Origin of the sequence: Pleurocapsa sp. PCC 7319, from assembly GCF_000332195.1 — a bacterium.
Taxonomy (GTDB): Bacteria; Cyanobacteriota; Cyanobacteriia; order Cyanobacteriales; family Xenococcaceae; genus Waterburya.
The window spans coordinates 2,790,785-2,815,423 of the sequence record NZ_KB235922.1; the positions used below are offsets into that span (position 1 = coordinate 2,790,785).

Consider the following 24,639-nt stretch of genomic DNA (forward strand, 5'->3'; position numbering starts at 1 on the left):
AGTTACTAAAACTCTTAAAATCTTTTTTAGCTGCGTAACATCAGTTAGTCAATCTGCCTCAGATCACACAAGAATAATAGTGTTGATAATTAAGGTTGAATAGTTATTTATGGCACATATTTTTATTCAACCAATTATTGTCACTAATGAAGCTATTAGACTATAAACAAACGCCCTCTGTTGCTGCCTTAATGCAGCCATTTCCCTACTTTGCTGAATCCGATAGTTCAGTAGTGCAGATTCGAGAATTGATGAAAAGCCACAATATTCGTCATGTACCGATCATGCAAAATGAGAGTGTTGTAGGCATTATTTCAGAACGAGATCTCTGTAGGTTAGATAATTCGGCAACTGTGGTGCCTATTACTGAAGAAATTCCCGTTCGTAATGTCATGACTCTTAATCCCTATGTTGTTGAAATTGATACACCTTTAAAAATTGTAATTTTTGAAATGACCAAGCGTAAGATAGGTGCTGCAGTCATTATTAGTGCTGGTAAGCTGGCAGGTATTATTACTGTTATAGATATCTGTCGCGCTTTGGGAGAATTACTACCCACTCTAGGATATTCAAATGAAAGCATTTTCTAAATATTAGAGCAATTTTGGTACAAGAAGATTTATAGCGAGCGATCACAGCGATAACGTACTATACCATTCCATACTAGAGCGAGACAATTCGGGCAGGGTCGATTTATATACCTGTTTATAATTAATGATTATTTTGAGTTTAGTATGTGCCCTAGCCTTTGCTAGTGGCGGATTTTCTGGTAAATATCTTGCAGCTATTGGAATTACATCCGATAATGCTCTCAAGAATCATCAAAAGCTTTTGGTGGGCTTACTAATCGTGATCGTGCCTGTTTTAGGTATATTAGTAATTCTCGATAAATTTCATCTTACTTTTCTATTACCAAAGATTTTTCCACCCACAATATTGATTTATTTGGCAGGTTATTTCCACGAAATTATTGTGGGGATGGGATGTTTCTTTCTAGGACTGTTATTATTCTTAGAACTAGGAAATAAACGTTTTCGACCAAAAATGGTTCAATTGTTAACCGCAGTTGCCGCAATCTCTTTTTCCCTCAGTATTTTGCTCTTTTTTCTTCAGCCTGTGCAAGCACTTGTTGCTCAACCAAAAATAATCAATGGCATTGTAATGCAAACTACTCCCTACACTTGCTCTCCTGCCAGTATTGCCACCCTAGCTCGTTATACGAAACGATATCCTAATCTCACGGAGAAAAACGTAGTAAAGTTAACGAAAACGAATCGTTTTGGCACAACTACTCTATCGGAAATCAGAGCGATGTCCAAGTTAGGCTTAAATCCTCAATATCGCCATAATTTGACTATCGATGATTTAATTGCTCTAAATAAACCTGCTTTGTTGCATGTTAAAGAGAAAAAGAAAACTGGTAAAGGTGTCAGATTTTCTCACGCTGTTGCTTTCTTATCGATTAATCCGCAAAAAGAATTGATCTTAATTGGCAACCCACTCTATGGCATTCAAATCAAAACCTATCGTGATTTCGAGCAATATTGGTTTGGGGAAGCAATTTTAGTAAATTTAGATAAAATACGTCCTTCGATAAGTTAACCAGCAAGGCTCATCCCAGACATAGACAATTTAGTATTTATTGAACCTCCCATCGCGGGACGCGAGGGATTCCCATATAGACTCACGACTATGCCGAAGCACCCGCCAGAACGCCATCACTGGGCTGTTTAATTACGGTAGTTCCTACCGCGATATTTTCTAAACCTCTATTTCTCACTACTTCTGCTGCTGCCACATCCCTGTTCTGAACGTATCCGCATTCAGGGCAAGAATGTATTCTTACGCTCAAATCCTTTTTTCCTGTATGAGTTCCACAATTGGAGCATATTTGAGATGTAAAATCTTTATTTACTTTGGCAAAATAGGTGTCTGTTTTCAAGCAAACATACTCAAGAATCTTGAAAAATTGACCTAATCCCATGTCTAAAGATTGCTTGCCAAACAAGCCTCTACTCCATAAGACAAAGTTAATATCTTCGACAAATATCATTCCGACTCCATCACATAGTTGATATGCCAAGTTGAAGTGATATTCTTTTCGTCTGTTTGCTACAGCTTCATGAAGTAATGCAATACGATGGTTTAGTTGCTTCCATTTATTAGAACCTTTTTTCTTATTCTTTAGCTTTTTTTGTAGTAATTTAATCTTACGCAGAGCTTTATCTAAGAATGAGGGTCGAGTAAGTACTAGCCCATCGGAAGTTGAAATCATGCTCTCAATACCCGCATCAATACCGATAGCATGACCATGAGGTATTGGTTTGACAATATCCACATCTAGTTCAATCATTAAATTGGCATAGTAACCACTAGCTTTTTTAATAATTTGTACTTGCTTAATTTTGAATCCTTCTGGTATATCTCTTGACTTTCTAAACTTAATTAATTTAAGCAAAGGCATCTTGAGGTACTTATCTTCTACTGATATCTTGCCCAAAATGTTAAAAGATCGGGCTTTGTTCTTGTATCGAGGGAAACCCATACCCTTGCTCTTCATATCATTGAACGCTCTGTCTAGCTTTCGCAATGTTTGTTGCATAGCCTGAGCATTACCTGATTTCAGAAAAGCGTTGGCTTTCTTAGCCTTAGTTAACTCAGCCGACTGAGTATGATAATTAGGGTAATCAAATGGTTCAACAATATACTCATGAAACAGAGAACATTGGTTTACCTTACAGCTACGACTGTTATACCAAAGTTTACGCACATACAACGCATGATTCCAGACCGCTCTACAAACATCTAAATTGTGTTCAATTATTTCTATTTGTTTGGTTGTTGGCTGTATTTTGTAGTTGTATGTAAGATTAAGCATTTCGACCAAGATGCTATATTGTTTAGTCATTTTACAATATACTTGTCCGTTTTGTAAAACAAAGTAAGATTAACTTACAACTAACCCGTGATTCATCCCTGCGCGGGACGCGAGGGTCTTCTCACGTAGAATGATAAAGTTAAATCATTTTAACCGTTAACATACTTTACTTGCATGCAGTTAATTACAGGCAAAACTAAGCTCTTAGGAATTATTGGCGATCCAGTAGAACATTCTTTATCTCCTGTGATGCATAATTCAGCAATCGCCAGCTTAAATTTAGACTATGTTTATGTACCTCTGCCCGTAAAAAAGGGAGATTTAGAAAGAGCGATCGCCGGATTTAGTGCTATTGATTTAGTAGGATTCAGCATCACTATTCCCCACAAACAAGATATCATTCCTCTGCTGACGGAAATTTCCGATGATGCAGCCAATATTGGAGCTGTTAATACAGTTTGGCGTACTGCTTCAGGTTGGAAAGGAACAAATACTGATGTAGTAGGATTTGTTGCTCCCTTAAAAACTATGTCCCAAGATTGGTCTAAGTTAACCCCCGTAATTCTAGGCAATGGAGGCGCAGCCAGAGCAGTGGTTACTGGTTTAGTTAATCTGGGGTGTCAAGAAATTCACGTTGTGGGACGCAACCCGGATAGGCTAGCCAGATTCTATGAAAGTTGGCAAGATGCCCCTGCCATTCGTTCTATCCTCAAAATCCATAATTGGGATAACTTGAGTAGTTTACTGCCTGCTACGGACTTATTAGTTAATACCACTCCAGTGGGAATGTCTCCCCATGTAGATGCTTCGCCGATTGATGCCAATTTAATGCAGAAATTGAAATCTAGGGCGATCGCTTATGATTTAATCTATACTCCCAACCCCACCCAGTTTCTTAAACTAGCCCAAGCTCAGGGGGCAACAGCGATCAATGGGCTAGAAATGCTGGTTCAACAGGGAGTAGCTGCCCTAGAAATTTGGTTACAGCAGCCACCTCCCGTGTCAGTGATGCGAAACTCACTCAAGGAGTACTTAGGACTGAAGACTATAGATAACCAGTAACCAGTAATCAGTAATCATTTTTTAGCCTATTCCAGGAATAAACTTCAATTTTTGTGTGGCTGTCTCGGCAATTTGAGCATAGCTTAGTTCTCCACAGAGAATTTTACCCATTAATCGACCAGCAGCAGGGCGTTTTACCCCAAGTTTATAGGCAATTTTAGGTGCTTTAAAAAATAAACCGGCAAGAAAATCAGCTTTGGCAAGATTATTTCCCCATTCTTGTTGAATAATCTCTGTATAGTCTCCTAGAGCATCGGCATTACCTGTAATGGCACTACTAACTGCTTCTGCTGCTTTAATTCCAGTAAACATAGCTGGTCGAATACCTTCTCCAATTAAGGGATCGACAATTCCCGCTGCTTCCCCAACTAATAAAGCGCGATCGCTATGTAAAATACGATCTTGTTGCCATAGGTTGAGAGGATGTTCTGTATATTGACCCTGGCTAGGATCTAAATCAAATAGTTCTGCATATTTAGTTAATTGCTTTTTTAGTTCATCGGCTTTACCTTTCGGATTACGGACATAAGCTGCACTTAAGGAATAACCATCGGCTTTGGGAAAACACCACATAAAACCATTTTTCAGCGAACCAAAATCAAAAAATGCCATGGTTTTGCGGCGATCGCTAACTTCTCCAGGCACTTGTAAACTTGCGGCTGCAATTGTTTGAGGAGCATCAAATCCCAGTAATTTTGCCACCATACTATTAGCACCATCTGCCGCAATTAAATATTTACCTGTAAATGCTCCATTGTTAGTATCAACTTGCCAACTATCTCCTTGTAAAGTGACATTTGTTACTTCTGTGCCATCTTTAAATTCAACTCCTTGACTTGTAGCTTGCTCCATCAAAAAGCTATCAAATTGATCTCTCTGTACCATCCACATTGGGGTCACATTTTTCAGCCGCACTTCAGCAGGATCGCCCATCTTAAAAGTGTATTTAACCTCAGAGACGTTATTTTGCACTACAGGAGAAAAATCAAAATCAAACCATTCAGCGATCGCCGGGGAAACTCCACCACCACAAGATTTAGCACGGGGAAAAGAATTTTTTTCAATTACTAAAATCGAATGTCCTTTTTTGGCCAAGTGATAAGCCGCACTCGCTCCAGCAGGACCTGCACCTACAATAATACAGTCAAACATAAAAGGTAATACCTTGCAAAATAAAGATTGTTTTTAAACCTTTAACACATTAAATGAAGCAAAATAGATACACAATCTATATCCATACAGTATTTCTTATACTTTACTCATTGGTTGATATTTACAGTTGATAGCTGATAGCCATGAATCATCGGTCAATCATTTTTTCATTAATCAATCTGGCTGTAAACCAGAACCTACAGGAGCAATAGAGTTTAGTTTCAGCTCAGGCATATCCTGTTCAATCTGACGGAGATTCCATTCATTTTTGAATAGCAGTACAGGTCTACCCCAATTATCCTTGACAGCGATCGCATTAAAAATTCGACCCGCTTTTTCTAAGGCATCCCAGCCCCCATGAACCCAGCGAGCTACGCTATAGGGTAATGGTTCAATTCTCGTCTCAACATTGTATTCGTTTTGCAAACGAAATTGAACTACTTCGATCTGTAATTGTCCTACCGCAGCCAAGATGGGATCGCGTTTAAAGTCATCGGTGGAATACATGACCTGGATCGCACCTTCTTCACGCAATTCGGTAATCCCTTTCTGGAATTGTTTAAATTTTGAAGGATTAGGATTCTTGAGATAAGCAAATATTTCAGGAGAAAAACAGGGAATTCCTTCATACTCTATTTTTTTGCCGTTATAAATCGTATCCCCGATCGCAAATACCCCAGGATTATTTAAACCAATGATATCCCCTGGATATGCCTCATCTAGGGATTCTCTCCCCTGAGCAAATAGTTTTTGTGGACGAGAAAGACGCACGGTTTTACCAGAACGAGCGTGTTGTACTGTCATGTCTTTTTCAAACTTACCCGTACAGACTCGCACGAAAGCCACGCGATCGCGATGTTTGGGGTCCATATTTGCCTGAAGTTTGAATACAAACCCCGTAAATTCTTCGTAGGTAGGTTCAATTACGCCGATGGAAGATTTGTGAGATTCTGGCTGTTGAGCATACTCTAAAAAAGCTTTAAGAAATAACTCGACCCCAAAGTTAGTCATGGCACTACCAAAGAAAATTGGAGTCATTTTCCCTGCATGAACCTGTTCTAGGTCGAATTCTGCGCCAATCTCATCCAGTATTTCTAATTCTTCTTTGAGCTGATAGTAAAGCTCTTGTTCGAGGTATTCCTCAATGCGAGGATCTCCCAATTCAATCACAGTATCTTGAGCTGCTTTACTACCGTGAGAGCGACGTTCAAATAAATGTATTTTCCGTTCACGGCGATCAAATACTCCCTTAAAGCGGTCGCCCATGCCAATCGGCCAATTTACAGCATAGGTCTGTAAGCCTAATTCCTGCTCAATTTCGTCAATTAGTTCAAAAGCTTCTCTTCCTGGACGATCTAACTTATTGACAAAAGTAAATATTGGCAGCGATCGTAACTGACATACTTCAAACAGCTTGCGGGTTTGTGGCTCTAGACCCTTGGCAGCATCAATCAACATCACCGAATTATCCGCAGCAGCAAGAGTACGATAAGTATCTTCACTAAAGTCTTGGTGTCCGGGGGTATCAAGTAAATTAATCTGGAAATTGTTATAGATAAACTGCAACACGGTTGAAGTAATCGAAATACCTCTTTGTTGTTCCATCTCCATCCAATCCGAAGTAGCTTTGCGCTGTGCTCGACGAGCCTTAACCGCCCCTGCCTCGTGGATTGCACCTCCGTAGAGTAGGAGCTTTTCTGTCAGGGTTGTTTTTCCCGCGTCAGGGTGGGAAATAATAGCAAAATTACGACGACTGGATACAGCCTGTTCGATTTCAGTCTGAAGTTCTGCGGGCATTGAGTATTAATTACTGGAGCAACAACTGTTTAAGATATTATATCTCTTGTCAAGGTTCAGATATCTATCTTTAAGCTGTCAGCTCTCAGCTGTCAGCTCTCAAAATTTAGCAAAGTGAAGTTCTCATCTAGCTGATAACAAAGAAATTAAAACATCAAAGGCTCTAAATTGGCACAAAATCCATCTATTAAGTAAGTCGGGCTTGAAATAATCAACTACGTTTACTTTTGTAAACCGAGTCAAAGTACTTGTCCTAGATAGGATTTAGCTATGTTTACATTTTGAAACCTACGTGAGCTTTTCTACCCTTACCTACTTAATGGGTGTTAGCTGCTACCTTTTGGTAGATTATCTAGTTGCAAGTTTATCTAAACGTTCAGCAATCCAAAACTTAACTAAAGATTGACGTTCAATCCCCAAACGTTGGGCTTCTTGATCTAATTTTTTTATCATCCAAGAAGGGAAACTGACATTAACTTGTTGTTGTTCTAATTCAGGTCTTTTTAAAGTAGATAAATCGAGATACTGAATAATATCTTCACCTTCATCAAACTTTTTATCTAATTCTTCAGCTTTCATATAACTTTACCTCGTTATCTCTAGACCTTCTAACGGAAATTATGCGAATTTTATTTTCTCGATAAGTAATGATTGCTGACCAATGCTTATTATCAATTTTACCAATAACTATAAAACGAAATTCCGTAGTAGTGCGAGCTTTAATTTCAATTCGCTGAGAGTCTTGCCATAATATTTGTGCTTCATTGAAATCAATTCCATGCTTGACCTTATTGCTAGAACTTTTGACCAAATCGTAATCAAATTGCACTTTGTTCTCAAAATTAATAAAGTTTATCCTTGTTTACTCGTTAATGCAGTGAACGATCGCTTTATCTGTGGGCATATTTTCATACTGAGGCAAATCATCAGTAATCTGCCACCATTGAGCTTTGGAATCTGTATAAATATGGAACTCTTGATAGCGATCTAATTTTCCTTCACACCCTGCAATGGGCAAACCGAGTAAATTATCTCGCAAGGGATAAATAGTCGCTAGACTTGAACCACAATTTTTACAAAAGGTCTTAATTACATTCTGACTTTTCACGGCATCTTTTGAAGGGTATATAAGTTGTGTAACAATATTCGCTAACAATTTTATCCATTTCGAGAAATCTGCCCTCTCGATAGAGCAAAATAATTGAGCAGATTTTGAGTGGTGAATGAATCAGACCAAAAATTTAATAACCGAAAAATGTGACTTTGGAGATCAGCGTTTAACCAAAAGGGCTATGTTCATCGAATCGAGATTATCGTTAAAATATGGCAAACCACTCTCCGCGATTTTTGAGAGAGCAAGTGACCTGAAAAGAGCTTATGAATTCTTTGCCAATCCGAAAACTAGCCTAAACAGTGTGTGCCAACCCTATCATCTTCAAACAGCAGAGCAGATTAAAGAACTCTCAATCGTATTAGCAGTAGGAGATACAACCTATCTCGATTACAAGAAAATCCGCGAAAAAAGAGCCGAATATGGACCCATTGGCAATGGTGGGAATGGACTAATTTTACATAGCACCTTAGCTGTAAATGGGGAGAATGGACAACCCATAGGATTATTAACAGAAAAACTGTGGCATCGAAATCATGAAGAAAGTAAGAGTTTAACTCAGAAACAGAAGCAGAAAAAGCAAGCGGAAGCAAGAAGACGTCCGATTGAACAAAAAGAATCTTATAAATGGATAGAAGCTCTCCAATCCGTCCAGAAACTCTTAGAAAAATCCGAACCAGAGAGTATTAGCACCAAAGTAATTCATGTATTTGACCGAGAAGGAGATATCGCGGAAGTCTTTGAACAAGTCAGTCAAACCGCAAATACAGGGTTAGTGGTAAGAGCAGCACATAATAGGGCATTATCAGAGTCAAACAGTTATTTATGGTCATGGCTCCCATCTCAATCTATCAAGATGGAAGTAGCAGTAGAATTAGCCAAAACCCCAAATCGAAAAGAGCGAACCGCTACTCTGGCAATTAGATATGCACCCATCAAACTTCGCAGTCCTGCCAGAATGAAAGAACCAGAATATTTTGAAGTTTATGGGGTTTATGCCGTAGAAATTGACCCCCCAGAAGGCTGTGAACCCGTAGAATGGATGATCTTGACCTCCGAACCCGTTACCAATGGGGAACAAGCACAAACCATTTTACGATGGTATACTTACCGTTGGCGAATTGAAGAATATCATAAAATTCTCAAGTCAGGGTGTAAAGCGGAAAGCTATCGTCTATCTGGAGATAGTATGCAAGTTTTACTGGGATTTTTAACGAATATCGCTGCACAATTGTTAAAAATGACCTATGTTCATCGAACCAAACCAGATGCACCTGCATCTTCAATTTTAAATCAGGTACAAATTGAGGTTTTAGCTGCCAAATTTGGAAAATCAGTCACCGCAGTAGATTTAACGGTAGCTTGGGCGATACAAGCTGTAGCTCGTTTGGGCGGTTACTTGAGTCATCGCCGAAAGAGTAATATTGGCATCACGGTGTTATGGCGTGGCTTTTTAGAGCTGCAATCTTTATGTGAAGGATGGCAATTACGCTCCCCTGGTTGAAGTTTAGAAGCGAGTTGATTGTAACTTTGGAGAGGACTAGAATGAGAATATAGTTGGCGAACTTTGTTACACAACTATATCCGATTATTTCTGAGCTGAACTATGGCTAATGCCCGTCAACAGAAGGATCTAGCCACTCGTCTAGATGAACTTAAACATCTTATTAAACAACTCCAACAAGATATTCAAGACATAAGGGACGAAGGTGAAATTGCTCCGTCTGGTTGTTGGATTGTGCGCTACCAAGCTAAAGGAAAAAAGGGTGGTCGTTATTGGTATTACAAATGGATGTCCCATGAGCCGATTTTTGTCACCAAAAATGGCAATCCTTCTCGTCATCAATATTTAGGTATAGTCATTCTAAATAATTTCCGTATGATTTAACGATGTCATCCAAGGAAGTACCAGGAGCGGAATAAATACGTCTTTTTTTGAGGATGCCCTAAAGGATTAGCTTCGCGTCGCAAAGTCTTGTTCGATACGATTAAAATCAGGTGAATAGGGTGGTAAAAACAAAACTTTGTGACCCGCTTGTTCGGCAATGCGAAACACATCATCCTTGCGATGAAATGCCGCATTATCAAGAATTAGAGTGGAGTTTGGTTTCAATTCGGGAATTAGATGCTCTTCGAGCCATTGATTAAACCATAAAGCACCATTTACTTCCTTTAAAAAGAACTGGTGCTAACAACTCTTTGCCTCTTTTGCCAGCTATCAGACTTGTTCTTGTTCCTCTTTTACCATTGCGATTGGCGAAGCCACTGCCCTTCGGGCAATCGCCGTAAGTTTTTTGTCCTCGTTTTGACCAGCCATAAGGACGATAGACATATTCTTCAAAGCCTGATTCATCCAAGTAAACTAAATTGCTTGATCCGTCAAGAATGACAATTTTACGTAAATTTCTCAGAAAGCTGATTCGCTCACTATGCTTACGTTCAGTGTATTTCAGCGTTTTTTTTACGAGTTAACTTCATTTGCTTCTGGGCATACCCAATAGCACTCGTATGCACTCCAAAATATTGCGCCCTTTCTCTTAACAAAGCATCTGGATTTTCTTGAATATGTTGGGCAATTGCTAGAGAGTCTAGTTTTCGCTTTCTTCCAAGTTGTGGTGCTGGAGTCAAATTCTTTCTTCGACACCAATCATTCACACACCATAGACTTACCTCATATCTTCTTGATGCTTCGGCTTTGGAGCCTCCAGCCGCTACAAAGTCCACTACCCGCTTTCGCAAATCTACACTATAAGTCATCTAACCTGATTGATTTCTCATCTAGCTTATATTATTTCATATGTTTCCTATTTAGAATGACTATAAAGCTGGAAGTCAAGCTTATTTGAAAGCGGTTGAAGCTCTATCACGTCGTGGTCGAATTGAAGCTTTGGAGCGAGGGATGAGTACACTTTCAATGGGTTTGTCAGATTTGGTTGAGGAAACCTCAAGATTGAACAAAAGTTAGCGAACATTATTACCTAGTTTTTTTTCGACCCAAGATACCGTGAAAAGTCAGAATTACATTGGGTGTAGCTTGATATTGAGCCAGATACTCTTCTCCTTGGATTAGCTTGTAGCCATCTTGTTTGACTACCATACGACTTCTAAACGCTGCTCCGTGCCACTTGCGACATTTAGAACAATGACAGTGAACTAAATTTCCTGTTGCACCGTTATATTCATAGCGAATTTTGCCACATAAACATTCGCCTTTTAAATTAGCCAATTTTCTCCTCCTGCAGCTTGAACCCACATTTCGCGAGTTGTATCGTATTTCTTAGGATTATAGATTTACTTCATCTGCTTAGTTGAATAATGTTTCTCGAGCTGCTAAATGATTCCGTCTCAAAGTTCTTAGTGACCCACATTTTCAACAGACCGGGCAGACTCGGACGTGGGTTCCATCGCCACCGTAGCTGGAGAATACCAGATGGGAGAAGTATACGCCCGCTCTTGTAAGGTTAGGGGAATACGATTACAAACTTTTGGACGTTTGGGTTTGGCACACCACTCATCGCCGAAGAAAGCTTTATCGTAGTCCGTCCAACGGGGAGTGGGAATTTCCAACACTCGGGCATAGTAAAACGCCCGTTGGCTGGGGTCGAAGTCAGGGTCTGTCCAAACCGTTTCCAGTTGCTTGTCACCGATAGTGTTGGTATAGGTTGCCGTTTCGGTGTCCACGGTGTTGCCAACATCAGGTAAATCGCCCGTGATAGGACGAGGGGTGCGACCGTCCGAACCCTTGACGTTATAGATTTTTTCGTGGGTGTTGCCCTCAGCATCCAGCCAACCTTTGATAATTTGAATGCGATCGAGGTTTGCTCCCAAGGAGTCTTTTAAGGCAGCCACCAAGAAGGTAGGTGTTTTTTCTGGCGGAATAGGGGTCAGATCGCCACCCATGGGAACCCCCTTGTCATAGCCCACTTCAGCCAGATCCAGGTCTAAATCCGAGTCGTTGAAGTCCCAACCGCCAAAGAAGCGAACAACCATACGCGGTCCGGTGGTGCCATACACTTCTCGTCGCTCCATGGCATCGAATAGAGCCTTACGGGTATTTTCGGTAGCCCAAACCCCCATGTAGCCAGAGGCTCCATACTGCCATCCCAAACGACCGACCTTCTCTATTGCTCGTTCAGTACTGGGAGCCTGATTGGGGAATTTACCCATAAAGCTATTTTCTTCCACCGCCGACACGGAAATATGAGAATCTGTAGAACCCGCCAGACCAAATTTGAAGGGGTTAGCACCAAGGCTTTCTTCAAATTTCAGTCCATTTTTCAGAGCCGGACGAGCATACTCATGCTCAAACATCGCTTTGCGGGCTTCGGGGTCACTGGGTTTTGGGAAGCTCATATCTAGGTTGCCTAAATCCCAACCTGCAACCTCAAAGTCAGCAAATTCATCATCCGGAGATATCTCCGGATGAGTTTCACTGGTGCCTTTAATCTGGGTGACTTCATAGATGGGTTCCCAAAGCTGTCGCCGTTGGGCATAGTTCTCGGTCAAGGGATTACCATTATGATCGATTTCCGCAAACATCAGACCGTTGCTGATATTGCCATTGTGGGGAATTGCTAGCACATCCCCACCCGTCTTATCCTCATAGTTTTGCATCCAGTTCCAAAGGTATTCTGGATTGCTGCTTTGGTTTGTGGTGTAGGGAACCAGTTGGTTGGCTTTGTCCCCATTATCACGGTAGATGATATTGCGGTGTAAGTTGTTGCCACCCAGCAGCGAGGTCCACTCATAACCAATCACTGCGGTAAAATTACCCGGATCGTTATGAGCTTCTGCCGTATCAATTATTTCCTGCCAGAAAGTTTGGAACTCTTCGGCAGAGGGAGACAGACATGAGGGTAATTTCCCTTGGGAAAAAGCTGCAATAATTTCTGATGAAGCTTTAACTGCCTTATTTCCACCCGCCACAACCATCTCATGCCAGGTATCAACCTGCTCTTGAGCGGCACCGCAATCTGTGGGAGTATTAAACAAAAACTTTGAAAAAGCCCCTAACCCGTCTGAGTGATCGGTAACAACCAAAAAATCTAAGGGGCGAGAAAGCTTCACGGGTTGTCCTGCATCGGTTATGACTTCATTGCCCCGAGCAAATTCATAGGCATCTGCAGGTCCCAAACGAGTTCCAGCAGCTCCTGCATCAAAGGAATAAATGGTGTGCAGGTGGGTATCGCCCCATAACACCTGTTGGGGTCGCTCTACATAGGGCGAGTAACACTTACTATTGGGGTCAAAGCGGCAATCTCTTTCAGGTAAAGGGGTCGAGGATTGTTTCTCAAGAAAGTCGTACTCTCCAGGGGGTAGGGAAGATAATGCTAAAGCACTGTTGGAGGGAATGAGAATGTTCCCCATCAGTAAACAAATACACAAGCCTGTGATAAACAGTTTGCGAATTCGCAAAAACCTTTGATTCATGTTGATTAACTCCTGTGGGAATTATTTTTTTTCGATTGTTGAACTCCAGATAAAATGTCTGCTGGTTCACTTTTAGTTGCGCTCGCTGGACTTACACTCATTCAATTGTGAGATGCCAAGTCGGCTTTATCCCCAAAATGCAGCAACTCGCTGAATACACCAAAAGGATGCCATAGTGCCAATACTGTATGTAGGCACCCATTCCGACCAGCGCGGATAGCTCTGGGAACTAAATCGTTTTAAGCTTTCCATCAACGCAACCACCATCAGCACAAAGGCTAGTTGTCCCATCTCCACCCCAACATTAAAAAACAACAGTGCCGGGGGAATGTCTTGGGGCGGTAACCCCACCTCAGTCAATGCGCCTGCAAAACCAAAGCCATGTAATAGCCCAAACGTGAGAGCGACTAGCCAGGGATATTGCTCCGTCAGTCCCGGTTTTCCCATCTGACTGTGCGCTAATTCTGAAGCCAAGAACAAAATACTCAGGGCGATCGCAGCTTCCACAGGCGCTTGAGGTACATTCACAAAACCCAAGGTCGCTGCCCCCAGGGTAAGGCTGTGAGCCAGGGTAAAGGCAGTTATGGTCTTCACCAAACGCCAAGAGGGGGCAATAATCAACACCAGCCCCAAAACAAACAGCAAGTGGTCAATGCCACTCAAGATGTGTTCGACTCCCAGTTTGAGGTAAGTCTGCCCAACGGCAAATACAGTGGTTTTTTCCGGAATGACGAAGGTTTCTTGTCCACTGGGCAACAGGGTCGTTTGGGAATGCCCATCTGCCCACTCCAGTCGCAACAGCACCTCCACAAAGTTTTTCACCAGTCCAGGAAAAGCAATTGTTGATTGAGCCAATCCTTTGTCGCCACAATCCAACGTCCATCGGGAAACAGAAGTGGCAATTGCTTCAGGCGTAATCGCCACAGTACAGTGTTTGGGGAAAACTGGGCGAATGTCGATTGGCGGTCCATAGCCATCATCCCCAGAACCAAAAGTTGGTGGGGTTTTCCAAAGTACGTTGATTTGACCAGAGGGTTGTTCTCTTAATTCCAGGTAAGCGGTTTGAAAGCCATGAGCTTTAGCCGGAGTGGGAGAAAATCCCAGAGTTATAACAATCAGGAGAATCACGCCAAGCCAGCGTCGTATCCAGTTCATGATTTGCCCTCCTGAAGTGCTTGGTTTAGGGCATCCCGATCAATCGAGATTGTGTAGCGATCACGCAATTTTTCAGAGAACTGTTGATCCAGCTTTTGCTTCTGCTTTCGCAGGTAGTCCAGACGCACATTCTTTCTCACCTCTACCAAGGTTGCTGGATGGCCGGGTTCAATTTCAGTGACGTTAACCAGATGGCTACCATAAGCAGAATGGAAGGGGCCTTGCCAACCTTTCTCAGTCACTCCAGCGATCTCAGTCGCCAAAGTTCCCCCAAAAGTGTTATTGATGGTTCGAGCCGAGGCCAGGGTATAGGTTTTAGGCAACATGGAGCGATCGCCCTTGGGTTGAACCACGTTGGGGTCGGTTTGTAGCTGAGTCAGAAGATTTTCAGCATCGGCATCAGTGCGATCGCGAAGCGCATGCCCTACGGGCTTATCGCTATGTAGTTCTTGGCTGAAATAGACTTGCTGAAAGCTAAAACGTCCGGGAATAGTATAGCGATCGGCATGAGCGTCTAAATAACTTTGCAATTCTTCATCCGACGGCTCCTGTATACCTGCCACATTTTCCACCAAAAACTGCATTTTTTGAATGAGTCGTCGCCGCACAATGATATCTTTATCATCTAACCCCAATGCCAGGGCTTCCTGATACAAAACCTCATCGTGAATATACTTATCTACTAACTTTTGCAACTGTTGCTCCGTTGGCTTTCTGCCCCACTGCAACTGCCAAGTTGCTTGCAAAGAGCTAATTACAGGACCTCCGACTTCAATTTGTTTGGCGGAAGTAGATATCATTGAAGGACTGCCAACCCAAAAATACAGCCCAAATAGCAGGGCACCCAAAACTAGGAAATGCAGCAATGGTTCTCGCAAGATGCGAATCGGTGGCTTGGGTTGATTGTCAGTATCAACCAGGATTGCAGACGGCAGAGTTTCTCGATTGATCGGTGTTGTTACTATTTCCTGCATGGTGATTCTATAAATATGACACTACCCATTTAGGTGTTTGACATGGTTAAATGCTGTTTCCTGACAGATTCCCCAGGAGAATACTCAGGTAGAAGGTACAGCTCTAACCACTATTAAACCTAGATAAGACACATGGGCTTTCAGTTGCTTTTCTACGGTATCAGTAATCCCTTGGGTTTCCTGGAGGGAAAGGTTAGGCGGTAGCATAATATCCATCTCCACATGGAGCCGATGCCCTAGCCAGCGAGTCCGCAGATTGGCGATCGCTTCAGTTTCAATTTCAGGCACATGACTGATTGCATGGTGGAGCGATTCTAGTACCTCTGGTTCCACGCCATCGAGCAAGCGACTAAAAATAGTCTGTCCCGACTCCCAGACGATTTTGAGCAACACGGCGGCGATCGCTAAACCAATCACTGGATCGGCCCAGGAATAGCCCAAACTAACACCCACGGCACTGAGTAACACCGCCAGACTTACCAAACCATCTGCCATAGCGTGGTAGCCATCGGCTATCAAGGCAGCACTATTAATTTCCCGCCCTACCCGAACGCGGAAAACAGCCACAATTTCGTTACCGATGAAGCCGACGAAGCCAGCGATGGCTAAGGCTCCCAAATGATGCAGGGGCTGAGGATGGTAAAATCGCTCTACAGACTCATAGGCGGTAATGATTGCACTCAACAATACAATTGCCACAATCATTACCCCTGCCAAGTCTTCCAATCGAGCAAAGCCATAGGAAAATTTTGGTGTTGACTTTCGTCGGGATACTAGAAACGCCACACCCAAAGGTACGGCGGTCATTGCATCCCCTACGTTATGAATCATATCGGCCAGGAGAGCAACACTACCAGAAAGCCAGAATACCGCAGCCTGTACAATGGCCGTGAGTAGCAAGCCCACCAAAGACCATTTCACAGCCCAGATTCCTCGGGCAGAACTAGCGATTTCCGGATCTATGACCCCGTGGGTGTGGGTATAATCGCCATGATGATGGTGGTGATGTTCCACCTTTAGTCTGGTCAGTTGAGGAACATCAATAGAACTAGAAAGTTGTGTCATAGTACTTGTTGAAACAGGACATTCATCTGGGCATAAGTTAGGTAAACTACCTACACTTCTCTACTTGGTGAGTGGTGAGCGCAGGCTTTTAGTAGCTGTAGCAAATACAATCGATAAGCATCAGGGTTTAGGCTGGTTTACACCTAAAAGCACGCGGGAGAAATCACGGCCCGTATTTTTGAATGGGTCTTCAATTCAAAACGGGCGCATTTATTCGCCGTGAAAGGATTATCGGTAAAATCAGTTGTCTGAATATCAATTTAAAATCGAAAAGAGATGAACTAGGGAAGAAAAAGTTTTAATCAAAGCCATATTGAACCATTCGTGACAAGTTTATAATCACAACAACAAGAAGCAATGCGATTTCTCACAAACAAGGAAATACATCCTACAAACTCTTGATTACCGATCACCGATAAGTTTTAGGATGAAAGTTGGTGAGAAAATTACGATAAAAATATTTAAGAGGATCGGCAATGCGAATTTTAATGATGGGGGGAACTCGCTTTATTGGAGTTTATCTGACTAAGGTTTTAGTAGACCAGGGGCATGAAGTTGTCTTATTTAATCGGGGTAACAATCCTGCTCCAGTAGAGGGAGTAAGTCAGATACAAGGTGATCGCAAGGATGCAAGTCAACTTAAAGAGAAGCTGGCGGGAGAAAGTTTTGATGCCATCTTTGATAACAATGGTCGGGAATTGAGCGATACTCAACCTTTAGTAGAAATTTTCAATGGTAAGGTCAAGCATTTTGTCTATGTAAGTTCGGCAGGAGTCTACTTAAAATCGCACCAAATGCCTCACCGTGAAGGAGATGCGGTCGATCCTAATAGTCGTCATAAGGGTAAACATCATACCGAAGCTTATTTAGCTGAGTCGGGTATTCCTTGGACTTCTATTCGCCCAGTTTATATTTATGGTCCTCAAAACTATAACGATCTCGAAGCTTGGTTTTTTGACCGTATAGTTCGTAATCGTCCTCTACCGATACCTGGGAATGGGATGTATATTACTCAGTTTGGTCATGTCCAAGATTTAGCGTCAGCGATGGCTAGTGTTTTAGGAAACGAGACTGCGATTGGGAAAATTTATAACATTTCAGGCGATCGCTATGTAACTTTTAACGGTTTGGCTTATGCTTGTGCTGAGGCTGCGGGTAAATCCTCTGAAGATATTAAACTAGAGCATTACAATCCTGCTAAGTTTGACTTTGGCAAAAGAAAAGCTTTTCCGATGCGTCAACAACATTTCTTTGCTGATATTCACCAGGCTCAAACAGACCTTAATTGGCAACCTAAGTATGATTTAGTCTCTGGCTTAAAAGACTCTTTCCAAAATGATTATCTGGCATCGGGTAGAGATCAATCAGAAATTGACTTTGCTTTAGATGAAGAGATATTAGGCAAAATATAAATCCAGCCCGAGATTAAACTTATTGCCACTGCTAGCCAAAATAAAATAATGGTTGGGGTATCCCACTGAGACGATAGGGGCGCAATTAAAAAAGCGATCGCTATAATTTGTACTACGGTTTTCAGTTTTCCCCAGATATTTGCCCCTGCAATGCTAGTATTACCTGTTAATTTAGGGTTGACACGCCAGCCTGCGATCGCTAATTCTCTAGTTAAAATTAAAAATACTCCCCAAGCAGGAACTATCTGTAGCTCAATCAAAGCTAGTAATGAGCCCAAAACCAAAAGCTTATCTACTAAAGGATCGAGAAACTTACCCAATTCCGTTACCATGTCTAATTTGCGAGCTAAATAGCCGTCTACCCAATCTGTCCCTGCTGCAATGACAAAAATCCCCACACAGAACCAACGATTTTCTGGAGTGGGGTTTTGGAGTAAATAGAGAATTAAAGGAAGTCCTAATAGACGAGATAAAGTTATCCAAGTCGGAAGATTCATAGAAATAGAGTGAAATAATTGAAAAGAGGAACTGGCGCACTTAATCATAGTGTTTTCCAGATCTAATCTTCAACAAGCACCCTTACGAGTCAACACTACTACAATTGTTTGTACAATTAGGATTATGTCGTACGCTATAGACCATCTTTTTTGATAATCCAAATCCATTTGCACAATATCTTCAAAATCGAGAACTGCTGAACGTCCTCTAACTTGCCATTCTCCAGTGATACCAGGTTTAACTTTTAAACGCTGAAAATGGTGGTCGTCGTACATAGATACTTCATTAGTAGTTGGGGGACGAGTCCCAACTAAACTCATATCACCTTGGAGAACGTTCCAAAATTGAGGAAACTCATCTAGACTAGTGCGGCGCAGAAAACGACCTATTCTAGTAATACGAGGATCTTTGTCATTTTTAAAGATGTGTCCTTTAGCTTTATTTTCTACTAAATGCTTTTTCTGGTCTGCATCGGTAATCATGGAACGAAATTTCCAAATTTTGAAAGGCTTTCCTTCCAGACCACAGCGAGTTTGACTATAGAAAAGATTACCTGGATCATCAAATTGCATCGCGATCGCAATTGGTAGAGCAATAATTCCCGTGATTACCAAACCAACAATTGCTCCCAATATGTCTAACATTCTTTTCGCTCTGCTAGTTACTGAGGGATGAACTTGATGTCCAATATGTAATGGCAGAACTTTCATTTCCCTTAGCTGAAGATTAATAGGTGCAGTCATATAAATCTAAATTTAAACAGGTCTAATTATTAATACAGTTTGATTATGGTCTTTATGCAATCTTATTTGGTTCACAACCTAGATAGCTATAAACAAAGACTCTCTTTACTGAATCTTTAGAAAAAAAATAGTAACTTTAAAGCTTTTATAGCAATACGAACTTTTATTAGGACACTCATTACTCGTTACTCGTTACTCATTACTTACGAGCAATCAAATAAACTTGTCCTAACGTAACTTTGTACGGCTATATATACAGCTCATCTTTAATTAAGTTCTTTATTCTCAAAAAATAATTAAATGATGTTATAAAATAAGCCAGTTGAAAGTATTTGCCAATCAAAAAGTATTTTTATTATTTTTGTTAGTTGTGGCTTTTTTAATCAGAAAATTTCAGTCAAACCACCTTTTTAAATAGTTTAAAAATAATACTTTTTCATAATAATTGCCGAAAATTTGTAAGATTTTTAGCTGAGTAAAAAATCTATTTGATCTCTAAATGGATTTAAATTTCATTACTTAGCTTTTTTAGATGATACAAAGGAGATATTAATAATCAATTGAAGCTCGACTTACATATGGAAGACCAATCTCGATATCTAGAGTCCAACATTAATCATAAAGAACTGATGGAATTAGTTCCATTTATGGCTGGACTACCGGAAGATAGTACTCACAAAATTGCTGGTCATTTTGTGACTCTATCTCATCCTGCTAATCAAGTACTTCTCCTAGAAAATGATTGGGGAGGTTCAGTATATTTCATCCTAGAAGGATGGGTAAAAATTCGTACTTACAATCTTGATGGAAAAGAAGTTACCCTCAACATTCTGGGGAGAGGAGAACTTTTCGGGGAAATGGCGGCTATGGATAAAATGCCTCGTTCGACAGATGCTATTACCCTGACCAAGACTTTAATTGGTAGAATACCAGCAGAAGATTTTGTCAACCTAATTAATACTGAACCGATGGCAGGAGTTCGTCTGGTGCAATTAATGGCCAAGCGTTTACGTCAAGTCAATCGACGACTTCAATTGCGAGAGGCAAGCAGTATTTCAAGAGTGGCAGATGCAATTCTATTCCTGGTGGAGGGACAAGGAAAGGAAGGTGCTCAAGGTACAGAAATTCCTAACGTACCCCATCGAGAAATTAGTAGTTTAAGCGGGTTGGCTAGAGAAACCGTAACCAGAGTCTTAACCAAGTTAGAAAAAAAAGGTTTAATTCAAAGAGATGCTGACTCGATGCGTATTCCTGACGTGCCTGCTTTAGAAGATACTATCTGCTAATATACTCAGACCTCCTAATTATCTTAGTTGATTTAACAAGTTAAATTGCTTATGGCTACAGAAGATCGAAAACATTCATTGTCTGATACTGCTAAACAGATTGATGATGATGATATCAACTGGGTTGATGAGGAGGATTCCGAGTTAGTTAATTCCCCTATAACATCCTCAAAAAGAACACCTAAAAAAGATACTAAAGTTCCTACCGATACAGTAGTCATGGTAGAAACTGCTTTCTTAGCTAGTGCTGCTAGTTTAGTATGGTTAATCAATTATTATTTTCCGTTTGGACCTGTCTTAAAAATTTTCTTTCCCATTCCGATCGCCCTGATTTATTTGAGACGAGGTAATCGAGCTTCCTGGATGGCGGCGATTGTTTCAGGATTACTGTTATTAGTTTTGATGGGACCTACTCGAAGTATTATTTTTTTGATGCCTTATGGTCTTATGGGAGTTTTGTTAGGAGCCTGTTGGCAGCGTAAGGTCAGTTGGTCAATTTCGATTTTGTTGGGGTCGGCGATTGGTTCTCTAGGGATATTTTTTCGTTTTTGGTTAACCTCTATTTTAGTAGGAGAAAATTTATGGGTATATGTGATTACTCAAATTACTGAAGTAACAGACTGGTTATTTTTTAAGCTGGGAATCTTAGCACAACCTAACTTTTTCTTGATTCAATTACTGGCTTTTGGCTTGATTATTATTAATAATTTAGTTTATCTATTTGCAGTTCACTTGGTAGCCTTAATATTGCTAGATCGCTTGAATAATCCCATTTCGCGACCTCCTGAATGGGTCAGAGTTTTACTAGATTACTAATAAAGAAACGGCTACGCCGTAGCTAATAGCTCTTAGCTATTAGCTAAGAGCTTCAATCAAATAGAGTCTTAAACTCTACCTGATTGTCGACGACCTAAGAGGTCGGAGTCTTAAACTCAATTACGCTTTTAGCAGTCAAACCAAGGCTAAAAGCTAAAGGCTAAAGGCTAAAGGCTAAAGGCTAAAAGCTTTAAGATAAAAAGCTTAGAGGAGTAGCTGTTTCTTGAGGTCGCCTCAAGAATTTATATGCCCCGTCTTAGAACTTAGTCCTAGAGGATACCGCGACCCATAAGCTTAGAGCTTTAAAATATGATTTACGTTTACAGTCAGTTACAATCAGGATTTCGTTGGTTAAGACAATATAGTGGTGCTAATCCTAGTTTTGCTTGTATTTTAGGTTTTACCGCTACGGGATTAATTCCAGGTATTTCCGCAGCAGGGGCAACCCCTCAAGATCGAGAATATACAGCGATCGCCGATGCGGAATTTTTGGCTCAAGGTGTACAAGCAAATTATCACCATCCTTTACCAATACTTACCGCAGGAGTATCGCCAACGTTTATTTCTCGTGCAGTAGTAGAGGCTTTGCAGATCCCTACCTACATTTTTAATGCTGGTTTACCCCATCAGCCAACGGTAGATACTATCGATCTGCGGGGAATTCCTGCTGCTTGTATCACTACTGGTCGAGCGATGCACCTAGAGACGGTACAACACCTATTTAAACAAGGTCAGAAATGGGGGGAAAAACTGGCAAATACGACTGATTATTTGATTATTGGAGAATGTGTAGTTGGGGGGACAACCACGGCTCTAGCTCTATTGATGGCATTGGGAATTGAGTCTAGGGGAATGGTTAATAGTAGTCATCCTAGTTGCAATCATACCCAAAAATGGTCGGTGGTTCAGACTGGACTATTGCAGGCAGACTTATTAACATCTCAGCCAAACGATCTCCATGATCCCCTAAAGTTAGTGGCAGCAATCGGCGATCCGATGCAAATTGTCGCAGCAGGCATGGCAATCACCGCCAGTAAACATATGGGAGTATTGTTAGCAGGTGGTACACAAATGCTAGCAGTTTATGCTCTAATTGAAGCGCTCATAAACTATCATCACGTATCAGCTCAATTATCTCAGATTGTTGTAGGTACAACTAGATGGGTAGCAGAAGATACTACCGGCAATACAGTTGGTTTGGCAAAACGTATCGGTAGGGTCCCTCTCTTGGCTACTAGACTTAGTTTTGCTACTTCTCGATATACTAATTTTCGAGCCTATTCCCAAGGTTATGTCAAAGAAGGAGTAGGAGCTGGAGGCTGCGCGATCGCAGCTCACCTTAAATTAAATTGGACTTCCACTCGCTTGCTGACTGTCATCGAAACTCTATTTGCTCGTTATCGCCATTTAAGAATGAATTCTATAGGTCAATAATTGTTCTTCTAGAGCAGCAATACGATTGTATGCAGCAGTAAGCTGTGCTGTTAAACGACGAATTTGGGTATCGGGGGAGAGATTTTCGCTGCTAGAATTGGCACTACTAGTACTACTATTATCATCTACCAAAATATCTTTATGAGTTAGTTGATAGTCTGAGTCTCCGTCATGACTTTTATAGTAGGAGTGCCCTGAAGCAAAGTTAGGTAGTGAATAGGTATCTTGCTCTGAACATTTCGGAGCTTGGGAACTTAATTCTTTAACCTGATTACTAATTTGCTCAATTAGCCCGTGCAGGCGATCTATTTTATCCCGTAGCTCAATAATTTGTACCTGTAATGTATCCATAGATTTTTATTAACCAATCAATTATCCTGTGCTTTCATGCTAAAAGCATTATGCTCAAAAATAACTACTATTCCTGATTCATTTAATAATTGCTCAACTTATTTTTGTAAATATATTAATACTACTTATAAAAGCCAATTTTAAGCCAAAATTTACCATGATTTAGCTGTAAAAATATGTCTTCTGACGTTAGTGAAACTACTGATTTAAACCTAGGTATATCTACTTTAAATAATTAATTTTGATCTGTAATGAATTACCAGCTATCTCGTCGTTCCTTTTTATCTACTTCTGCTGCTATAGCGTTGACACAACTATTGTTAGGTTGTAGCAATACTGGTACAATTTCCCAAATATTATTTCTCGAAGATTCTATCCCAGCACAGTTAATTAGCGATTTTAGCAGGACTATTGGTAAAGAAAATCAAGTTAAATTTAAACCTCAAACGCAAATATATCAAATCTTTGATTCTCTTCTTAATTGGCAGCAAAGTGAAAAAACAGCTCAACAGACCAAAGGGTTATTCGATAAAATCTTTAATAAATCTATAGTTAATCATGGTTTGACTACTTTAGGAGATTTTTGGTTACAGTCGGCAATCAAACAAAATCTGATTCAACCTTTATCGATCAAGGACATATCTAGTTGGCAAAACCTACCAACTAAATGGCAACAATTGGTTCGGCGCAATCCTCAAGGAAAATTAACAGCAAATGGTATGATTTGGGGTGCGCCATATCGTTGGGGTAGTACGGTAATTGCTTATCGAAGCGATAAGCTAGAACAGCAGGGAATAAATGTCTCAGATTGGAGCGATCTTTGGCAAGAGAGTTTACGCGATCGCATTTCTTTATTAGATTCTCCTCGAGAAGTTATTGGCTTAACTTTGAAAAAACTAGGACATTCTTACAATACTGCAAATTTAGATTCCGTACCGAATCTAGAAACGGAATTATTAGCTCTACATCAACAAGCAAAGTTATATAGCTTAGATCATTATTTAGAACCACTTATTTTAGGTGATACATGGGTTGCTGTTGCCTGGTCAACAGACATCTTACCTTTACTTAAACGTTATCCCGATCTTAAATTTATCATTCCTCAATCGGGAGCATCTTTATGGGCAGATATTTGGGTTCAACCTCAGGTATCAAAAAACTCAACAGAACCAACAAATAGCAATGAATCTAAAGCTGTAATTGAATCATGGATTAACTTTTGCTGGCAACCGAAAGCAGCTAAACAAATATCTCTTTTTACTAACGGAATTTCACCAATTTTGTCATCACTTAAGTCAGAAGACATACCTCAAGATCTCCAAGAGAATGTTTTTCTTAATTCAGAAATTTTAAATTCTTCAGCTAGCGAGTTTTTATTACCTCTTACATCAGAAACAGAACAGCAATATCGCGATATGTGGCTTAAAATTCGACAATCAGTTTAATGTAGGAGCGATTCGCGAATCGCCCCAGCA

General features: G+C 40.8%; 24 protein-coding genes and 1 pseudogene. 10 read left to right on the top strand and 15 right to left on the bottom strand.

Features of this window, described 5'->3' with window-relative positions:
• Nucleotides 1-146 precede the first annotated feature (146 nt).
• Nucleotides 147-590, top strand: a complete 444-nt coding sequence (locus PLEUR7319_RS0116595; protein ID WP_019506346.1) for a CBS domain-containing protein — start codon at nucleotides 147-149, stop codon at nucleotides 588-590.
• Nucleotides 591-714: 124 nt separating this feature from the next.
• On the top strand, nucleotides 715-1,602 hold the full coding sequence (locus PLEUR7319_RS0116600; protein ID WP_019506347.1) for a cysteine peptidase family C39 domain-containing protein: 888 nt from the start codon (nucleotides 715-717) through the stop codon (nucleotides 1,600-1,602).
• 88 nt (nucleotides 1,603-1,690) lie between these two features.
• Here the strand turns inward: PLEUR7319_RS0116600 and PLEUR7319_RS0116605 are convergent, their stop codons facing one another.
• On the bottom strand, nucleotides 1,691-2,908 hold the full coding sequence (locus PLEUR7319_RS0116605) for a transposase (RefSeq protein ID WP_237743560.1): 1,218 nt from the start codon (nucleotides 2,906-2,908) through the stop codon (nucleotides 1,691-1,693).
• 144 nt (nucleotides 2,909-3,052) lie between these two features.
• Here PLEUR7319_RS0116605 and PLEUR7319_RS0116610 point away from each other — a divergent pair, with 144 nt between their 5' ends.
• Nucleotides 3,053-3,940: a shikimate dehydrogenase gene (locus tag PLEUR7319_RS0116610; protein ID WP_019506348.1), complete on the top strand. Its 888-nt coding sequence runs from the start codon at nucleotides 3,053-3,055 to the stop codon at nucleotides 3,938-3,940.
• Between the two features lie 21 nt (nucleotides 3,941-3,961).
• Here the strand turns inward: PLEUR7319_RS0116610 and PLEUR7319_RS0116615 are convergent, their stop codons facing one another.
• From PLEUR7319_RS0116615 to PLEUR7319_RS35725, 5 genes are all read right to left on the bottom strand, one after another.
• Entirely contained in the window at nucleotides 3,962-5,092 is a 1,131-nt protein-coding gene (locus tag PLEUR7319_RS0116615; protein ID WP_019506349.1) for a geranylgeranyl reductase family protein, read from the bottom strand.
• A 174-nt stretch (nucleotides 5,093-5,266) separates the two neighbouring features.
• Nucleotides 5,267-6,889 carry a peptide chain release factor 3 gene (gene prfC / locus PLEUR7319_RS0116620; protein ID WP_019506350.1) on the bottom strand — a complete coding sequence of 541 codons (1,623 nt, stop codon included), beginning with the start codon at nucleotides 6,887-6,889 and terminating at the stop codon, nucleotides 5,267-5,269.
• A 348-nt stretch (nucleotides 6,890-7,237) separates the two neighbouring features.
• On the bottom strand, nucleotides 7,238-7,468 hold the full coding sequence (brnA, locus tag PLEUR7319_RS0116625) for a type II toxin-antitoxin system BrnA family antitoxin (RefSeq protein ID WP_019506351.1): 231 nt from the start codon (nucleotides 7,466-7,468) through the stop codon (nucleotides 7,238-7,240).
• Nucleotides 7,458-7,718: a BrnT family toxin gene (locus tag PLEUR7319_RS0116630; protein ID WP_019506352.1), complete on the bottom strand. Its 261-nt coding sequence runs from the start codon at nucleotides 7,716-7,718 to the stop codon at nucleotides 7,458-7,460. The genes brnA and PLEUR7319_RS0116630 overlap by 11 nt, the downstream gene beginning before the upstream one ends.
• A 33-nt stretch (nucleotides 7,719-7,751) precedes the next feature.
• A complete protein-coding gene (locus PLEUR7319_RS35725; protein ID WP_144054327.1) occupies nucleotides 7,752-7,997 on the bottom strand; it encodes a GFA family protein in 246 nt (81 codons plus the stop codon).
• Nucleotides 7,998-8,112: 115 nt separating this feature from the next.
• On the opposite strand from PLEUR7319_RS35725, the gene PLEUR7319_RS0116640 reads away from it, so the two are divergent.
• Nucleotides 8,113-9,504 carry an IS4 family transposase gene (locus PLEUR7319_RS0116640; RefSeq protein ID WP_019503390.1) on the top strand — a complete coding sequence of 464 codons (1,392 nt, stop codon included), beginning with the start codon at nucleotides 8,113-8,115 and terminating at the stop codon, nucleotides 9,502-9,504.
• 102 nt (nucleotides 9,505-9,606) lie between these two features.
• A complete protein-coding gene (locus PLEUR7319_RS35730) occupies nucleotides 9,607-9,888 on the top strand; it encodes a hypothetical protein (protein ID WP_019503389.1) in 282 nt (93 codons plus the stop codon).
• On the opposite strand, the pseudogene PLEUR7319_RS43540 reads toward PLEUR7319_RS35730, so the two are convergent.
• The 6 genes and pseudogenes from PLEUR7319_RS43540 to PLEUR7319_RS0116675 all read right to left on the bottom strand — a co-directional run bounded on the left by PLEUR7319_RS43540 (nucleotide 9,860) and on the right by PLEUR7319_RS0116675 (nucleotide 16,624).
• Nucleotides 9,860-10,757: pseudogene (locus PLEUR7319_RS43540) on the bottom strand (IS630 family transposase). The gene PLEUR7319_RS35730 and the pseudogene PLEUR7319_RS43540 sit on opposite strands and share 29 nt — an antisense overlap.
• Nucleotides 10,758-10,974: 217 nt before the next feature.
• Nucleotides 10,975-11,226 carry a GFA family protein gene (locus PLEUR7319_RS35740; protein ID WP_019506354.1) on the bottom strand — a complete coding sequence of 84 codons (252 nt, stop codon included), beginning with the start codon at nucleotides 11,224-11,226 and terminating at the stop codon, nucleotides 10,975-10,977.
• A 128-nt stretch (nucleotides 11,227-11,354) separates the two neighbouring features.
• Complete coding sequence (locus PLEUR7319_RS0116660; RefSeq protein ID WP_019506355.1) at nucleotides 11,355-13,430, bottom strand: DUF3604 domain-containing protein; 2,076 nt, start codon at nucleotides 13,428-13,430, stop codon at nucleotides 11,355-11,357.
• Between the two features lie 126 nt (nucleotides 13,431-13,556).
• Nucleotides 13,557-14,585, bottom strand: a complete 1,029-nt coding sequence (locus PLEUR7319_RS0116665) for a HupE/UreJ family protein (RefSeq protein WP_019506356.1) — start codon at nucleotides 14,583-14,585, stop codon at nucleotides 13,557-13,559.
• Nucleotides 14,582-15,559 carry a peptidyl-prolyl cis-trans isomerase gene (locus PLEUR7319_RS0116670; RefSeq protein ID WP_019506357.1) on the bottom strand — a complete coding sequence of 326 codons (978 nt, stop codon included), beginning with the start codon at nucleotides 15,557-15,559 and terminating at the stop codon, nucleotides 14,582-14,584. Before PLEUR7319_RS0116670 ends, PLEUR7319_RS0116665 begins: the two co-directional genes overlap by 4 nt.
• Before the next feature lie 84 nt (nucleotides 15,560-15,643).
• On the bottom strand, nucleotides 15,644-16,624 hold the full coding sequence (locus PLEUR7319_RS0116675) for a cation diffusion facilitator family transporter (protein WP_019506358.1): 981 nt from the start codon (nucleotides 16,622-16,624) through the stop codon (nucleotides 15,644-15,646).
• Between the two features lie 476 nt (nucleotides 16,625-17,100).
• Between PLEUR7319_RS0116675 and PLEUR7319_RS0116680 the strand changes: the two genes are divergently transcribed.
• Nucleotides 17,101-18,036, top strand: a complete 936-nt coding sequence (locus PLEUR7319_RS0116680) for an NAD-dependent epimerase/dehydratase family protein (protein ID WP_019506359.1) — start codon at nucleotides 17,101-17,103, stop codon at nucleotides 18,034-18,036.
• Here the strand turns inward: PLEUR7319_RS0116680 and pgsA are convergent.
• Nucleotides 17,985-18,533, bottom strand: a complete 549-nt coding sequence (pgsA, locus tag PLEUR7319_RS0116685) for a CDP-diacylglycerol--glycerol-3-phosphate 3-phosphatidyltransferase (protein ID WP_026102579.1) — start codon at nucleotides 18,531-18,533, stop codon at nucleotides 17,985-17,987. The two genes, PLEUR7319_RS0116680 and pgsA, sit on opposite strands and share 52 nt — an antisense overlap.
• Nucleotides 18,534-18,602: 69 nt before the next feature.
• Nucleotides 18,603-19,244, bottom strand: coding sequence for a sugar transferase (locus tag PLEUR7319_RS0116690; protein ID WP_371265398.1), 642 nt, complete (start codon nucleotides 19,242-19,244; stop codon nucleotides 18,603-18,605).
• Between the two features lie 611 nt (nucleotides 19,245-19,855).
• Here PLEUR7319_RS0116690 and PLEUR7319_RS0116695 point away from each other — a divergent pair.
• From PLEUR7319_RS0116695 to cobT, 3 genes are all read left to right on the top strand, one after another.
• A complete protein-coding gene (locus tag PLEUR7319_RS0116695; protein WP_019506362.1) occupies nucleotides 19,856-20,563 on the top strand; it encodes a Crp/Fnr family transcriptional regulator in 708 nt (235 codons plus the stop codon).
• Nucleotides 20,564-20,614: 51 nt separating this feature from the next.
• Complete coding sequence (locus PLEUR7319_RS0116700; protein WP_019506363.1) at nucleotides 20,615-21,379, top strand: DUF2232 domain-containing protein; 765 nt, start codon at nucleotides 20,615-20,617, stop codon at nucleotides 21,377-21,379.
• A gap of 309 nt (nucleotides 21,380-21,688) precedes the next feature.
• The gene (cobT, locus tag PLEUR7319_RS0116705) at nucleotides 21,689-22,813 is read left to right on the top strand and encodes a nicotinate mononucleotide-dependent phosphoribosyltransferase CobT (protein ID WP_019506364.1); all 1,125 of its coding nucleotides are present in this window, start codon (nucleotides 21,689-21,691) and stop codon (nucleotides 22,811-22,813) included.
• Here the strand turns inward: cobT and PLEUR7319_RS0116710 are convergent.
• Entirely contained in the window at nucleotides 22,787-23,164 is a 378-nt protein-coding gene (locus PLEUR7319_RS0116710) for a hypothetical protein (RefSeq protein ID WP_019506365.1), read from the bottom strand. The genes cobT and PLEUR7319_RS0116710 overlap by 27 nt on opposite strands.
• A gap of 251 nt (nucleotides 23,165-23,415) precedes the next feature.
• On the opposite strand from PLEUR7319_RS0116710, the gene PLEUR7319_RS0116715 reads away from it, so the two are divergent.
• Nucleotides 23,416-24,609 carry an extracellular solute-binding protein gene (locus PLEUR7319_RS0116715; RefSeq protein ID WP_019506366.1) on the top strand — a complete coding sequence of 398 codons (1,194 nt, stop codon included), beginning with the start codon at nucleotides 23,416-23,418 and terminating at the stop codon, nucleotides 24,607-24,609.
• Nucleotides 24,610-24,639: the final 30 nt, after the last annotated feature.

Coding starts and splice junctions, on each gene's coding strand:
- PLEUR7319_RS0116595 (WP_019506346.1), top strand. CDS start 147: ATGAAGCTATTAGACTATAAACAAACGCCCTCTGTTGCTGCCTTAATG.
- PLEUR7319_RS0116600 (WP_019506347.1), top strand. CDS start 715: ATGATTATTTTGAGTTTAGTATGTGCCCTAGCCTTTGCTAGTGGCGGA.
- PLEUR7319_RS0116605 (WP_237743560.1), bottom strand. CDS start 2,908: ATGACTAAACAATATAGCATCTTGGTCGAAATGCTTAATCTTACATAC.
- PLEUR7319_RS0116610 (WP_019506348.1), top strand. CDS start 3,053: ATGCAGTTAATTACAGGCAAAACTAAGCTCTTAGGAATTATTGGCGAT.
- PLEUR7319_RS0116615 (WP_019506349.1), bottom strand. CDS start 5,092: ATGTTTGACTGTATTATTGTAGGTGCAGGTCCTGCTGGAGCGAGTGCG.
- prfC (WP_019506350.1), bottom strand. CDS start 6,889: ATGCCCGCAGAACTTCAGACTGAAATCGAACAGGCTGTATCCAGTCGT.
- brnA (WP_019506351.1), bottom strand. CDS start 7,468: ATGAAAGCTGAAGAATTAGATAAAAAGTTTGATGAAGGTGAAGATATT.
- PLEUR7319_RS0116640 (WP_019503390.1), top strand. CDS start 8,113: ATGAATCAGACCAAAAATTTAATAACCGAAAAATGTGACTTTGGAGAT.
- PLEUR7319_RS35730 (WP_019503389.1), top strand. CDS start 9,607: ATGGCTAATGCCCGTCAACAGAAGGATCTAGCCACTCGTCTAGATGAA.
- PLEUR7319_RS0116660 (WP_019506355.1), bottom strand. CDS start 13,430: ATGAATCAAAGGTTTTTGCGAATTCGCAAACTGTTTATCACAGGCTTG.
- PLEUR7319_RS0116665 (WP_019506356.1), bottom strand. CDS start 14,585: ATGAACTGGATACGACGCTGGCTTGGCGTGATTCTCCTGATTGTTATA.
- PLEUR7319_RS0116670 (WP_019506357.1), bottom strand. CDS start 15,559: ATGCAGGAAATAGTAACAACACCGATCAATCGAGAAACTCTGCCGTCT.
- PLEUR7319_RS0116675 (WP_019506358.1), bottom strand. CDS start 16,624: ATGACACAACTTTCTAGTTCTATTGATGTTCCTCAACTGACCAGACTA.
- PLEUR7319_RS0116680 (WP_019506359.1), top strand. CDS start 17,101: ATGCGAATTTTAATGATGGGGGGAACTCGCTTTATTGGAGTTTATCTG.
- pgsA (WP_026102579.1), bottom strand. CDS start 18,533: ATGAATCTTCCGACTTGGATAACTTTATCTCGTCTATTAGGACTTCCT.
- PLEUR7319_RS0116690 (WP_371265398.1), bottom strand. CDS start 19,244: ATGAAAGTTCTGCCATTACATATTGGACATCAAGTTCATCCCTCAGTA.
- PLEUR7319_RS0116695 (WP_019506362.1), top strand. CDS start 19,856: ATGGAAGACCAATCTCGATATCTAGAGTCCAACATTAATCATAAAGAA.
- PLEUR7319_RS0116700 (WP_019506363.1), top strand. CDS start 20,615: ATGGCTACAGAAGATCGAAAACATTCATTGTCTGATACTGCTAAACAG.
- cobT (WP_019506364.1), top strand. CDS start 21,689: ATGATTTACGTTTACAGTCAGTTACAATCAGGATTTCGTTGGTTAAGA.
- PLEUR7319_RS0116710 (WP_019506365.1), bottom strand. CDS start 23,164: ATGGATACATTACAGGTACAAATTATTGAGCTACGGGATAAAATAGAT.
- PLEUR7319_RS0116715 (WP_019506366.1), top strand. CDS start 23,416: ATGAATTACCAGCTATCTCGTCGTTCCTTTTTATCTACTTCTGCTGCT.